The organism is Enterococcus sp. 4G2_DIV0659 (genome assembly GCF_002140715.2).
Lineage (GTDB): Bacteria > Bacillota > Bacilli > Lactobacillales > Enterococcaceae > Enterococcus_L > Enterococcus_L mansonii.
Window position 1 is genome coordinate 2,832,731 of the sequence record NZ_NGLE02000001.1, and the last position, 12,823, is coordinate 2,845,553.

13 protein-coding genes are annotated in these 12,823 nt (G+C 34.9%); 9 read left to right on the top strand and 4 right to left on the bottom strand.

Annotated features, from left to right (window positions below; translation table 11 throughout):
- The first annotated feature begins 80 nt into the window (after positions 1–80).
- Together A5880_RS13305 and A5880_RS13310 are read left to right on the top strand one after the other, a co-directional pair.
- On the top strand, positions 81–800 hold the full coding sequence (locus A5880_RS13305) for a hypothetical protein (RefSeq protein WP_086329499.1): 720 nt from the start codon (positions 81–83) through the stop codon (positions 798–800).
- A gap of 78 nt (positions 801–878) precedes the next feature.
- Positions 879–2,264 (top strand): aldehyde dehydrogenase family protein, encoded by a 1,386-nt coding sequence (locus A5880_RS13310; protein ID WP_086329500.1) that lies wholly within the window; start codon positions 879–881, stop codon positions 2,262–2,264.
- 72 nt (positions 2,265–2,336) lie between these two features.
- On the opposite strand, the gene A5880_RS13315 is transcribed toward A5880_RS13310, so the two are convergent.
- Complete coding sequence (locus A5880_RS13315; RefSeq protein WP_086329501.1) at positions 2,337–2,819, bottom strand: DUF3955 domain-containing protein; 483 nt, start codon at positions 2,817–2,819, stop codon at positions 2,337–2,339.
- Positions 2,820–3,100: 281 nt separating this feature from the next.
- On the opposite strand from A5880_RS13315, the gene A5880_RS13320 reads away from it, so the two are divergent.
- Complete coding sequence (locus A5880_RS13320) at positions 3,101–3,808, top strand: DUF975 family protein (RefSeq protein ID WP_086329502.1); 708 nt, start codon at positions 3,101–3,103, stop codon at positions 3,806–3,808.
- Positions 3,809–3,914: 106 nt separating this feature from the next.
- On the opposite strand, the gene A5880_RS13325 is transcribed toward A5880_RS13320, so the two are convergent.
- Entirely contained in the window at positions 3,915–4,232 is a 318-nt protein-coding gene (locus tag A5880_RS13325; protein ID WP_086329503.1) for a hypothetical protein, read from the bottom strand.
- A 306-nt stretch (positions 4,233–4,538) separates the two neighbouring features.
- On the opposite strand from A5880_RS13325, the gene A5880_RS13330 reads away from it, so the two are divergent.
- The 5 genes from A5880_RS13330 to A5880_RS13350 all read left to right on the top strand — a co-directional run bounded on the left by A5880_RS13330 (position 4,539) and on the right by A5880_RS13350 (position 9,185).
- Entirely contained in the window at positions 4,539–5,498 is a 960-nt protein-coding gene (locus tag A5880_RS13330; RefSeq protein ID WP_086329504.1) for a DUF4822 domain-containing protein, read from the top strand.
- Between the two features lie 55 nt (positions 5,499–5,553).
- Entirely contained in the window at positions 5,554–7,014 is a 1,461-nt protein-coding gene (locus A5880_RS13335) for a sensor histidine kinase (protein WP_086329505.1), read from the top strand.
- 12 nt (positions 7,015–7,026) lie between these two features.
- Positions 7,027–7,728, top strand: a complete 702-nt coding sequence (locus tag A5880_RS13340) for a response regulator transcription factor (protein ID WP_086329506.1) — start codon at positions 7,027–7,029, stop codon at positions 7,726–7,728.
- A 24-nt stretch (positions 7,729–7,752) separates the two neighbouring features.
- Positions 7,753–8,799 carry a hypothetical protein gene (locus A5880_RS13345; RefSeq protein WP_086329507.1) on the top strand — a complete coding sequence of 349 codons (1,047 nt, stop codon included), beginning with the start codon at positions 7,753–7,755 and terminating at the stop codon, positions 8,797–8,799.
- Between the two features lie 101 nt (positions 8,800–8,900).
- Complete coding sequence (locus tag A5880_RS13350; protein WP_086329508.1) at positions 8,901–9,185, top strand: SHOCT domain-containing protein; 285 nt, start codon at positions 8,901–8,903, stop codon at positions 9,183–9,185.
- Positions 9,186–9,310: 125 nt separating this feature from the next.
- Here the strand turns inward: A5880_RS13350 and A5880_RS13355 are convergent, their stop codons facing one another.
- A complete protein-coding gene (locus A5880_RS13355) occupies positions 9,311–10,678 on the bottom strand; it encodes an ATP-binding cassette domain-containing protein (RefSeq protein WP_218776204.1) in 1,368 nt (455 codons plus the stop codon).
- 56 nt (positions 10,679–10,734) lie between these two features.
- Positions 10,735–11,532 (bottom strand): excinuclease ABC subunit UvrA, encoded by a 798-nt coding sequence (locus A5880_RS13360; protein ID WP_218776205.1) that lies wholly within the window; start codon positions 11,530–11,532, stop codon positions 10,735–10,737.
- Between the two features lie 76 nt (positions 11,533–11,608).
- On the opposite strand from A5880_RS13360, the gene A5880_RS13365 reads away from it, so the two are divergent.
- Positions 11,609–12,541, top strand: a complete 933-nt coding sequence (locus A5880_RS13365) for a helix-turn-helix transcriptional regulator (RefSeq protein WP_086329509.1) — start codon at positions 11,609–11,611, stop codon at positions 12,539–12,541.
- The last annotated feature ends 282 nt before the right edge of the window (positions 12,542–12,823 follow it).

The window sequence follows — 12,823 nt, forward strand, 5'->3', positions numbered from 1 at the left end:
AGATTTTTTTTATTTAATTCACTAATTCTTTCAGATATACTTAATGGATAATCTAGTATTATAAAGGAGATGATAATACAGTGGAAAAATATCTAAGGGTGGGCTTCTTCTTTTTAGTTTCACTTTTTTTAGTTTCTTGTACTGCTAAAAAAGAAACAATAGAGGTCAGAAAAAAAGAGATTGATAAAAAATTAATACATACTTTAGTTGGTTCATGGGTAGCGAATAGTTACGATTATGGAAACTATGAAATAATTTATGATGCAAAAGGTTTAACGTTCAATTCAACGAAATTAGAAATTGAGTACACAAAAGGCAATAGAGTGTTTACGCACGAAGAAAACGATAAAGCGTCTCGGTATATTTTTGAAGTAAAAGAAGAAGAGATTATCGTTTTCCCTAGTTATGAAGTTAAGCAAAGTGGGGATGAATTAGCTAAGGGTGGGGATTTAGCTCCCATAGAGCTGAGAAAGACACAAAGGATATCTAAAGAAAGTATCTTAGGAAGTTGGCGTTCGATAGAACCAGATTTTCCAGTGTATATTCAAGTAAGAGCTACATTTGTTCCTAATGAAGTGGATTTACTAATCAGTAAAAGTGAGCATGCTGAGGAAATTGAAACAATCCCGCTAACTTTTGAAAGTGGAGAATCTGAGTTAACTTACGTAAATAAAGAGGGGACAATAAGATACAGCTTTTCTTATTATGAAGAAACTAAAATGCTCCTTACTTCTTCTTCAACTAAGGAGGGAACAGAAGGAACCGCCCGACCATGGATTCTAGAACGAGTGATTCATTGAAAAAATATAAAGATAAGCTTCTATTATCCAAAAGAAAAAATCGGTGCTATACTAAAAATAAAAAGAGGAGGATGTCCGATGAATCAATCAGATCTCCAAGCACTCATTAACAAGCAACATCATTTTTTTAATACGAATCAAACAAAATCAACAGAATTCAGAAAAAAACAACTTGAAGGATTATTAATAAACTTACAAAAACACGAAGAAGATTTCTATTGGGCGTTTGACAAAGACCTTAAAAAACCTAAAGCAGAGGTCTATGCAACAGAATTAGGTCTTGTTTTATCTGCTATTAAAGATATGCTTAAAAATATCGATAGATGGACGAAGCCTGTCAATAAACCAAGAGCCCTCTCCTCGTTATTAAACAAAAATACGGTTTTTTTAGAACCTTATGGAACCGTCTATATTATTGGTCCTTTTAATTATCCACTGCAACTAACTTTAGTTCCGTTGATCGGTGCGCTTGCTGCAGGTAATTGTGCCATTGTGAAGCCATCGTCAAAAACGCCTAATGTGGCCGCAGTCATTGGTGCGGTTCTGGGTGAAACATTTGATGAAGAATACGTTAAAGTGTTATCACCTAGCTCAATTGATAACGCCACAGTTTTAAAGGAGCGTATGGATTTTATCTTTTTTACAGGAAGTACCCAAGTTGGAAAGATTGTGATGGAAGCCGCCGCAAAGCATTTAACGCCAGTTGTTTTAGAGCTTGGGGGAAAGAGTCCTGCAATTGTTACTGAACAGGCGGATATCGATTTAGCAGCTGAACGAATTATCTGGAGTAAGTTATTGAATACAGGTCAAACATGCATTGCAACGGACTATGTTCTGGTAGATGAAAAAGTTAAAGACAGACTGATTCCCGCACTAAAAGAAAAAATTATTGAATTTTACGGAGAATCTATTGAAAATAACCCAGATTATGGTCGTATTGTTCAAGGTGGTGCCATTAATAAGTTTATTCAATTGATCGATGAAAATCGACAATACCTAATTTATGGAGGCGAGTATGACCAGAAATCAAGATTTGTGGCTCCTAGTCTATTTGATATTGGCTTGACTCGTGAAAATAGCTTGATGGAAGAGGAATTATTTGGTCCATTACTGCCAATTTGCACGTATCAGAAATTAAGCGAGGCAATCACATTCGTTAAAGAAGGGGAGAAACCCTTAGCTTTGTACTTATTTTCAGAAGATAGAGTCATTCAAAAACAACTCTTACAGGAAATTTCTTTTGGCGGAGGCGGTATTAATCAAACCATCCTTCACGTAGCCAATGATGATTTGCCTTTTGGTGGTGTAGGTGCATCTGGCATGGGAAACTATCACGGGAAATATAGCATCGAAACATTTTCTCATAAAAAAGCGGTCGTTTATGGTAGAAACGATTCTATGGGGAAGTTGATTTATCCTCCTTATGATCAGAAAAAATTTGATTGGATAAAGCGTTTGTTATAAAAATAAAAAGCTTAAAGCATAGTCCTGATCCCTCTATGCTTTGAGCTTTTTTGGATTGAGTAATTGATTTTTTTACTGTTTCCTTGAATGAAGGATTTCTATGATAAACTTGATGCCTGTCACTAAAAACACGATTATTCCAGCAAAAATGAAAAGAAAACCTATTGGTAAAAGATAGAAATTTTCATGTAAAATACCTGAAGCGTCAATATATTCTACCGAATTCATTTTTATGAAGAAACAAGCGACTCCAAAAAGTAATAGGAAAGTTCCAATCAGTGTTGTGACCAAATTTAATTTTGCCCGTCTTGTTTCGTTGCCATCTTTAATTAGTTTTTCAGTCATATTATTCACGTTACTTCCCCCTAGAATTAATTCATCAAGCGAAATATGAAAAATACTAGAAATCAGGATCAACAGTTCAAGATCAGGAAGATTACGATTATTTTCCCAGTTAGATACTGCTTGTCTTGTTACATTTAAACGAATCGCAAATTTTTCTTGTGTAAGTTGGTTTTTGGTTCTCAGTTCTTTGATTTTATCTCCAAATTCCATCGTATCATTTCCTTTCGTTAATGTATTTCAAGCATAAAGGATTAGTGCCTTATGAGAAAGAAAGCATTGCTTGCAAACTTTTAATAGAGGGAAAGTATGGCTTTCGTAGCGGTTAATTATAGCATTGATTATCTATAAATAAAAGTAATGAATCGAATGTTCTACCGGCATTAAGCTGATTCTCTAAACGTAAATAAAACTGTTTTTAAACGCGTATGTTTTTTTCAAAAACTATTTATTTGTTATACTAATTGTAATGAATGGAAAGGAGGAAAAATCTTATGAAAACAAGAGCTGAATTAAAAAGTGAAGCCAAAGAAATTTTACGTGGTCGCTGGAAAGATAGTTTATTAATGTGTTTGGTACCGACATTAGTGTCAATTGCAATCGTCCTTTTGTTATTCTTTTTACTAATCATTCCGATCATGACATTTACTCAAAGCAATCCAGACATACTGAACAACACTTCAGATTATGAAGGAAGCACTGGGGGAAGTGGCGGTAGTTTTGTCGGTGGAATCATTGGTGCCATCTTTAGCGCAGGAATATCTTGGACGTTCCTTGATCTTTATAGAGGAAAAAGGCAAGAAATTCGCCCATTCTCAGACGCTTTTCGCGGTTTTGCAGGCCCTGTAGTTTTAGGTATAATCGGCGTGTATATATTGATGGCTATTTTTATTACTTTATGGTCATTGCTATTGATTATCCCCGGAATCATCAAGGGTTATTCTTATTCACAAGCCTATTATGTTTATTATGATGCCTACGAAGAAACAGGTGTCCGTCCAGGATTCCTAAATACAATCACCCGCAGTCGACAGCTTATGAAAGGCTATAAGGGTCAATTATTCTTATTAGACTTGAGCTTTATCGGCTGGCATATCTTAGCAATTTTAACATTAGGGATTGGCTATCTATGGTTAACACCATACATTACGGCAACGAAAGCTGCTTTTTACGAAAATTTACCAAAAACAGCAATGATTTAAAGTCATAAATACTTGAAGTAAAAGCCAGTCCATCTAAAATAGTCTGAAGTTGAACCATTGTGTTCAACTTCAGACTATTTTTAACTGTAATTTGTTTCTTAGTTAATTAAATGGAACTTGTTTCGATTAGATCCGTATAGTAAATAATCTCTTTGTTTAAAGATTTAGCAAATTCTATTTCATCTTTTGTACTATTTCCTATATAGCTGTTTACATTGACAACTAATATAGCATCTGATAATTTTATTTTTTCTTTGTGCATTTTACCAAGCATGATTAATTCTTCTTCAGTAAAAACAACTTTATCATTATTTACTGGAAAGATTGGAATTAAAAGCACATTGCCTCTTAATTCCATTTGACTAGCTACGTGTATTATCTCTTCTTTAAATGTCAAACTACCACAAACTGTAATTACTTTCATTTAATACCCACCTATTTTCTTATTCAATGTATTGTACTATGTTTTGTCAGTAAACTGAAACCTGTAACGACAAGATTTTATTTTTTTTTATAATCTTTGGTTATTTGTAAATGGTTTTATTGAGAACATTTTCTAAAGTAATACTTTTAGAAATAAGCTGAAATTCACAAAAAACTTAAAGAGAGTTAACTTAGTAGAATTATTTATAATTTGTTTATTTTCTTGTTAGTACTTGTTTATATCCACCTCATATAATAAAGATAAGCAATAAGAAATTTTACCTAATTATAGAGAGGAGAAAGAATCATGAACAATAAAAAAATCATTGTAGGCGTATCAAGTTTAGTTTTACTATTAGCAGGGTGTAGTGTTGGTGCACAAGAAACGCTAGGTACACAAGGCAGCAGTCAGGAACAAGCAGAACAAGCAAAAAATCAAAATAATAAAACCAAAGGAGACAAGCAAACCAAAATCTTAGGCAAAACCGATTGGCAGGGGACAAAAGTTTACGATAAAGACAACAATGATCTAACGGCTGAAAACACTAACTTTATCGGATTAGCAAAATATGATGCTGAGACGGGACGCTATGAATTTTTCAATGCACAAACAGGAGAGAGCCGAGGCGATCGAGGGACGTTTTTCATCACAAATGATGGAACAAAGAGAATTCTTATTTCAGAAACGATGAACTATCAAGCAGTTGTTGGACTTACTGAACTAACAAACAAAAAATTTACCTACACAAGAAAAGGCAAAGATAAAGCTGGAAATGAAGTAGATGTTTTTGTTGAACATATCCCGTATAATAAAACTAAGTTAGCATTTACAGAAAAAGAAAAACCACTGGATACAACAACAGGAAAAATAGAAACCAAAAAAACTGGTGCTGAAATCTTAGGAAAAACGTTGTGGAATGGTACAAAAGTGGTAGATGAATCAGGCAATGATATAACAGCGTATAATAAAAACTTTATCAGTTTAGCTAAATTTGCATCAGATACAAATAAATATGAATTTTTCAATTTAGCTACTGGGGTTAGCCGTGGTGATTTTGGCTATTTTGATGTACTAAATCACAATAAAATCCGAGCACATGTATCCATTGGTCAAAATAAATATGGCGCAGCATTAGAATTAACTGAGCTAAATGATAAGAAATTCACGTATAAACGTATAGGGAAAGATCAAGCGGGCAATGATATCACTGTATTTGTAGAACACCAACCTTATACTGGTGACTTTCATCCTGAGTTTAGCTTTTAAAAATTTCTGAGTAAACGCAATTGATCCCCTAATAACTGAAACAAAGGAGAAAAAAATGACCATAAAAAAACGATTTCTCATTTCATATATTGGGGGCATTTTGATTGCCTGTCTTTCGCTTTTTTCAATCATTTGTATTGTTTTTTATGTCACGACAGGAAAAATTCCCAGTCCAGAAACCTTATATAAAAGTTTTTCAAAGCAACGTTCATTGAGTCCAGAAGAAGAATTAGCCTATATCAAATTGCGCGGGATAGCTAAATCTAGCCCAGATCAACTACTTACGCCACCAGAGGAATTAAAGAAAACAATCAATCAGTTTGAAAGTGAATCTTTAGGTGTCGTTGTACGTAAGCAAGAAAGTATAGCCTATTATTCACAAGAATTGGTAGAGAAATCACTGGTCGCTCATTTTCCTACATTCGATGCTAATAATATCGAAACAAGAGGCACTATTGATAATGCCGGTCGATTGTATCGTTATATGAAATTTGATTTTTATTTTAGTGATCAACTTCCTGGTAGTCTATTAATCTTAAAAAAAGAAAATAATTTTTTAGAGTTTATGACTAAATGGGGCGTATTGATTATTGTAACGATTTTATTTGTCACACTTGGCGGATTACTGTTTCTCAATCATTTATTGAAAAAAACGATTATCCATCCTTTGGAAAATCTGGGCGTTGGAATGTCTGGGATAAGTAAAGGTCAATTAGAAACTTTAGTGACGGAACCTGCAAAAGATGCGGCCATGGAAGTAAAGCAGTTGACGGATGATTTTGAAAAAATGCGGAAAGCTTTGATTTATTCAACGGAGGAACAAGCAAAACTTGAAAATAATCGTAAAGAACTTGTTGCCAGTATTTCTCATGATTTGAAAACACCGATTACCTCGATTATAGGCTATGTTGAAGGCTTATTGGATGGTGTAGCGGATTCACCAGAAAAACGCGATAAGTATTTAGAAACGATTCATACTAAAGCTGTCTCATTGAATGAGCTAATTGAAGAATTATTTCTATATTCAAAATTAGATGCAGCGGCAGTTCCTTTTGATTTTGAACGGATCAATATCAATGACTTTTTGAAGCACATCATTGAGGAATTCCAGCTACAAGATAAACAAGTTTCCATTCAACTCTCAACGCAACAAGCAGGAAGCTATGTGTTGGCGGATCGAATGCAGTTGAACCGAGTCTTTGTTAATTTAATCGAAAATAGTTTGAAGTTTAAAGCAATCGATCGCCCTCTTTTAATTCAAATCAATGTTTCAACCCATTCAAAAATGGTAGAGATACAGATAGTGGATAACGGGCAAGGAATCTCGGCGGAACAACTTCCGTTTGTCTTTGATCATTTTTATCGAGGAGAAGAAGCTCGACCAACAAATACGGGTGGGAGTGGTTTAGGCCTTGCCATTGTTAAGCAAATTATCGATATGCATGAAGGCCAAGTGATGATTGAGAGTGAGCTGCATCAAGGAACAACAGTTAGAATTTTACTGAGAAAAGCTTGAGGGGGACGCCAAATGTCAACGAAAGTATCGCGTGTTTTATTAATCGAAGATGATGCAAGTATTGCAGAACTACAAAAAGATTATTTACAAATCAATCATATAGAAGCAGAAATTGCGAATGATGGACTATTTGGGCTGAATCGAGCATTAAATGAAGACTTTGATTTGATTGTAATAGATATTATGTTGCCATCAATGGATGGTTTTGAAATCTGTCGTCGTATTAGAGAAAAGAAGAATATTCCATTGATGATTGTTTCTGCTAAAAAAGAAGATATTGATAAAGTCAGAGGGTTAGGACTAGGTGCAGATGATTATATGACAAAACCATTTAGTCCAAGTGAATTAGTTGCCCGTGTTCAAGCGCATATCAAACGTTATCAACTACTGACACAAACAGATCGAGTTAATGATACCATTGAAATCGGAGCTATCATGATCGATAAAAGTGCGCGAAGAGTTTTTGTGTTAGGGAAGGAAATTTTATTTCCGACTAAAGAATTTGATTTGTTGCTTTTTTTCATGGAACACCCAAATCGAGTGTGGATGAAAGAACAATTATTTCGACAAGTGTGGGACATGGATGATCTTGATGGTGATATTTATACGGTCGTTGTGCACATCGGACGAATTAGAGAAAAACTAAAAAAAGGAAAACTATCCGAAAGCCCAATAGAAACAATTTGGGGGAGTGGTTATCGTTTTAATACCTAAAAAACCATTATAGAGAGGAAACAAATGAAAAAAAACTATATACTTACTTTTTTCTTTATATGTACCATTATTATCTTAACAGCCTGTAAACCAGATCAAAGAAAAGGCGCAGAAAAGACCAACGAATCATCCAAACCAGCACTTTTTGTTCCTGATTCCTCTGAGACTGTTTCATCAAATGAAACAGAAAAGGAAAAGGCTGTAAATGATTTGGACTTTGAAACTACCTCCTATAACTATGATGTAGTTACTGGTGCAACCCAAACGACATTTGGATCCAATCCAAAACCGCTATATACTTACGAAGAAAAATTAAAGAAAATGTTCTGGTCAAATCAGCCGCCATTAGGTTTGATGGAAGGTAATTATTATACAAATGAGGGTTATTTTGATGTTGGTAATAAAGGAATTGTCGAAATTATTACAGATGATACCACTAAAATTATCAATGTTGAATTCAATGAATATGGCGCTGAAAATTATTATGAATCAAAATACTCAGGTGTCAATAAACGTCTTTCCGACTATGCATTTTTTCAAGCACAAAATCCAAGAACTGATCCGACGCTAGTAACAGTGGTCAATGGAATTACTTTTGTTGAGAAACAAATGCGGGAAGAAAATCGAGTTGAGGGGAATTTTAAAACGGTCAAAGGTTCTTCAACCTCAGCTAGAGAAGGATTGATGACTATTGCAGCAGAACTCTCTGATGAGATAAGGCAACCATCCAAAACAAAATATATTGGCTATGCAGAAGATTTTGGGAATGGTTTGATTGGCAGATTACAGTTGACGATGACAGAGGGAAAAATTGATACGGTTCGTTATGATGAATATTTTTCAGACCAACCAGAAAAAATTACCGCAACACACTTAAAACAATATTATCGTCAATCAAAGTATTTTTCGTTATCTTATAATAAAGCAACCAATAATGACTTTGTCAATTTTTCTGATACACTGACGAAAGAAATCATCGAAAAACAAGCATTAGCTTTTGAAAATAAGGAACTAACAAAACATCCATCTTTTGCCTCCTATCAAACGTTAATCAAACATATCAAGATCTAACGTGAAGAATTACTTGTGACAGGTCTGAATTATTTTTTTCGACACACTTTTGACATAATTTTTTTTTACAATAAAGAAAAATAAGTTAGGAGTGATGATTTATGGGTAGCTGTTCACGTTTTTTCACAGAAGGCGGAGGAATGATGAGAGGAGATATGTTTGGTGGAGGAATTCTTTGGTGGATTTTAATCATTGTTGCGATTATGGTCGTTGTTTATTTTCTAAGAGATAGATCGAACCAACCATTAATATCAAATCCCCCTCAGTCAGAATCAACAACACAGTCATCCTATTCGTCAGCGTTAGATGTGTTAGATGAAGAATTTGCTAAAGGAAATATCACTGAAGAAGAATACTTCCGTAGAAAAGAAGTATTGAAAAAGTAAGGAAAAAAGTAAGGACGAAAGTTGCTATGTTTGAGAAACATGAAGCAACTTTCGTCCTATTATTTGAGGTCTAAGATATAACCTTTAGAGTTATGAGCTAGATTTTTTGTTTTGAAATCACTATGCTATAAAAATTTACCAGTGATAGATGCTTGATTATTCACTGCATCAGCTGGTGTCCCTTCAAAAATCACTTGCCCACCTTTATTTCCTGAGCTTGGACCAAATTCGATCATCCAATCAGCCAATCGAATCAATTCTGTATTATGCTCAATCACTAAGAGTGTGTTGCCATTTTGTAAAAGCGTGTCAAACACATTGAGTAAAGCTTGGACATCTTGTGTACTCAAACCTGTTGTTGGTTCATCTAGAATGATGAGTTTACTTTGACAATCAAGGTTGCAAGCTAATTTCAAACGTTGCAATTCTCCTCCTGACAATGTATTTAACGTCTGTCCTAAGGTGAGATAACCTAGGCCAATAGCTTTTAACCAGAACAATTGTGTGACCATTTTTTGCTGATCAGCGAAAAATTCGCAACTTTCTTCAACTGAAAGTGCCAGTATCTCCCCAATATTTTTACCACGATACGTGTATGCTAGAGTTTCTTTACGATATTTTGTTCCTTGACAAGCCTCACAAACACTGCGAATCGGATCAAGAAAAGCCAATTCAGTTTCAATAAATCCTTTCCCATTACAAGTGGGACAAGCACCTTTGCCGTTAAAACTAAAATAACTCGCAGAAATCTGATTGTGCTTGCTATACAATCGGCGGACGTCATCAAATAATCCAGTAAAGGAAATAAGGGTTGATCGGCGACTTGTATGCACCCTTTTTTGTGTGACATAAAAAACGTCTTTTTCATACTTCTCCTGTAGCGCGTTGGCAAACGAACTTTTGCCAGATCCGGCAACACCAGTGAGTGCAATTAGTTGTTGTTTGGGCAAGGCTACTGAAACATTCTGTACATTGTTTTTAGAGATATGCGTTGCTGAAAATATAGTTTTTGGTGTTTGCTTTAGTGTATTTCTAGTTAATGATGGTTGGTCTTTTTGACGTTGGGCCCATTGGTCATAACTACCCACACTAGTCAGCTCGCCACCATGAACACCGGCTTTAGGCCCTAATTCAAAGACAGTATTCGCTAGCTGAATCATTGCTTTATCATGGTCAATGAGTAAGACTGTATTCCCTTTGGCACTGATTGCTTGAATCAACTGAGCAATTGCCTGCATATCTTGAGGGTGCAAACCAATACTGGGTTCATCTAAAACATAGATTAGATCCGTCAAGCTACTGCCAATAGAGCGAATTAATTTGATACGTTGAGACTCACCGCCTGAAAGCGTTCCTGTTTCTCGCTCTAGACTCAGATAATCCAACCCCACTTGGCAAAGATAATCGACCTGTTGTAATACATGTTCCAGTAGTTGCTGAACACCCTCTTGTAATAAACTACGTAAAAAATCACTTAATTCATCTAATTGCATAGCCAAACATTCCCCAATATGTTTTCCATTGATTTTGCAAGATAGTGCTTGTTGATTTAAACGATACCCTTGACAATCCAAGCATGTTTTTTGTTGCGTAACACGTTTAATATCGGGAAGGTAACCCGATAATTTTTTGATAGATTTTGAATAAACGTTTGAGTAATACGTGGAATCAATCCTTCATAAGTAGCCGATTTATACCATCCTTTAAGAGGAGCCGGCGGTTTGATTTCTTCTGAATATAACAAAAGGTTGAGTTCGTCTTGGCTATAGTCTTTCAAGGCTTTGTCATTGTCAAATAAACCAGAATCTACGTATCGTTTCCAGCGATAACTGCCAGGTTCAAAAGTCGGAAAACAAATAGCTCCATCATTCAATGAGCGCTCATAATCAAGTAGCTCTTCCAAAAGAAATTTAGTAACATATCCCAAACCAGTACAAGTTTTACACATGCCATTTGGACTATTGAACGAAAACAGATCAGAATAACCTACAAAAGGCTGACCAAAACGTGAAAAAAGTAAACGCAAGGTAGGGTTGATATCGGTGGCTGTCCCAATGGTTGATCGCCGATTATCCCCCAACGCTTTTTGATTCACGATTACCACAGGTGAAAGGTGTTCAATTGAATCTACCAGTGGCGCTTCCATGTGGGGCATTCGATTTTGAACATAACTTGGGTAAGTAGCATTCATTTGTCGCTGAGCTTCGGCTGCAATAGTATTGAACACTAATGACGACTTTCCAGAACCAGAAACACCGACAAAAGCATGGATTTTGTACTTATCAATGGACAGATCGATATTTTTTAAATTTCTAGTACGTGCACCGCGAATTTGAATTTGACTCATTATCATTCCTCCTTTACCATAAGTATAACGATAAAATATGACATGTTTTGTCAGTTTATAGAAAGAAGTGTAAAGAATGAAAAAAGAAGCACTTTTGTATGATATGCTATGGTACATTCAAAATAAGAAGACATTTACCGCACAGGAATTAGCTGATCAATTTCAATTATCTGTCCGCAGTGTTTACCGTTATATCTCGGATTTAGCTGACCTAGGTGTATACGTGGAATCAAAAAAAGGACGTAATGGAGGATTTACTGTGTTAGAAAATCAAATTTTACCTCCCGTCCTTTTTACAGAAAATGAATTATTTTCCCTTTATTTTGCCATCCAGTCATTGACAGATTATAAGGATTTTCCGTTTAAGGTTAATACAATCACAGCTAGAGAAAAGCTACTGGAAGTTGTATCGAAAGAAGTAAGAAAAAAGTTGTTAAACCTCTCTGATCATTTTCAGCTCTCTGTAAGTAAACAAGCAGTTTCAGCTCCTTATTTAAATGAATTAATCACTGCGTCGTTGGAGCATAAGGTAATCGATGTTTGTTATCAGTCCATTATACGGATTTCTCAGAAAAGCTTAGAGCCGATTGGACTTTATGCTAGTGATGGTTTTTGGTATCTATTTGCTTTAGATCGTACCAACCAAGAAACGAGACATTTTAGAGTAGATAGAATCAAAAAATTGATAGTTACTGAGCATATCTTTGAACCATCTATTAAACTAAAACAGATAGAAGCAGAGTATAAGCCGCAAAAACCATTAAGATTGTTGGCGTATCTGACTAAAAAAGGTGTAAAACAATGTTTGGAAAATCGTTACTTATACAAAGGCGTTCAAGTGAAAGAAAATGGACAAGGAGAAGTATCAATCATTATTGATCAATCAGATATTTCATTTACCGCAGATTTTTTTCTATTACTAGGAAAAGAAGCAGAGGTTATCGCACCAAAAGAGCTGGTAGAATTACTCAAAGAAAAAACAAAAGAGTTAGGAACGATTTATTCGTGAAAAGGGGAAATACTTTGCTGAATCTCGATTGTTCACTCCTAAACGAGTTGGCTATGGAATCTGAATAAACATTCATAATAGCTTTGGATTTTTTACGTTCATTGCTATTGGATTGCTCTTTTTATTATTGAGCTTGTAAACAAGTTGATGTCTGTAAATTAGAATTGAGGATACGCTATTTATTATTAATCTTTTCTTTCAGTTCATTTGTTTGTTATTCATTTATTGTTCATAAATTTCTCATTTAGCTCTTCTTTTCCGACAAATAATAGATTATACTAT

Excerpts from the sequence above, each read along its gene's own strand:
- A5880_RS13310 (WP_086329500.1), top strand. The coding sequence starts at position 879 with ATGAATCAATCAGATCTCCAAGCACTCATTAACAAGCAACATCATTTT.
- A5880_RS13315 (WP_086329501.1), bottom strand. The coding sequence starts at position 2,819 with ATGGAATTTGGAGATAAAATCAAAGAACTGAGAACCAAAAACCAACTT.
- A5880_RS13320 (WP_086329502.1), top strand. The coding sequence starts at position 3,101 with ATGAAAACAAGAGCTGAATTAAAAAGTGAAGCCAAAGAAATTTTACGT.
- A5880_RS13325 (WP_086329503.1), bottom strand. The coding sequence starts at position 4,232 with ATGAAAGTAATTACAGTTTGTGGTAGTTTGACATTTAAAGAAGAGATA.
- A5880_RS13330 (WP_086329504.1), top strand. The coding sequence starts at position 4,539 with ATGAACAATAAAAAAATCATTGTAGGCGTATCAAGTTTAGTTTTACTA.
- A5880_RS13335 (WP_086329505.1), top strand. The coding sequence starts at position 5,554 with ATGACCATAAAAAAACGATTTCTCATTTCATATATTGGGGGCATTTTG.
- A5880_RS13340 (WP_086329506.1), top strand. The coding sequence starts at position 7,027 with ATGTCAACGAAAGTATCGCGTGTTTTATTAATCGAAGATGATGCAAGT.
- A5880_RS13345 (WP_086329507.1), top strand. The coding sequence starts at position 7,753 with ATGAAAAAAAACTATATACTTACTTTTTTCTTTATATGTACCATTATT.
- A5880_RS13350 (WP_086329508.1), top strand. The coding sequence starts at position 8,901 with ATGGGTAGCTGTTCACGTTTTTTCACAGAAGGCGGAGGAATGATGAGA.
- A5880_RS13355 (WP_218776204.1), bottom strand. The coding sequence starts at position 10,678 with ATGCAATTAGATGAATTAAGTGATTTTTTACGTAGTTTATTACAAGAG.
- A5880_RS13360 (WP_218776205.1), bottom strand. The coding sequence starts at position 11,532 with ATGAGTCAAATTCAAATTCGCGGTGCACGTACTAGAAATTTAAAAAAT.
- A5880_RS13365 (WP_086329509.1), top strand. The coding sequence starts at position 11,609 with ATGAAAAAAGAAGCACTTTTGTATGATATGCTATGGTACATTCAAAAT.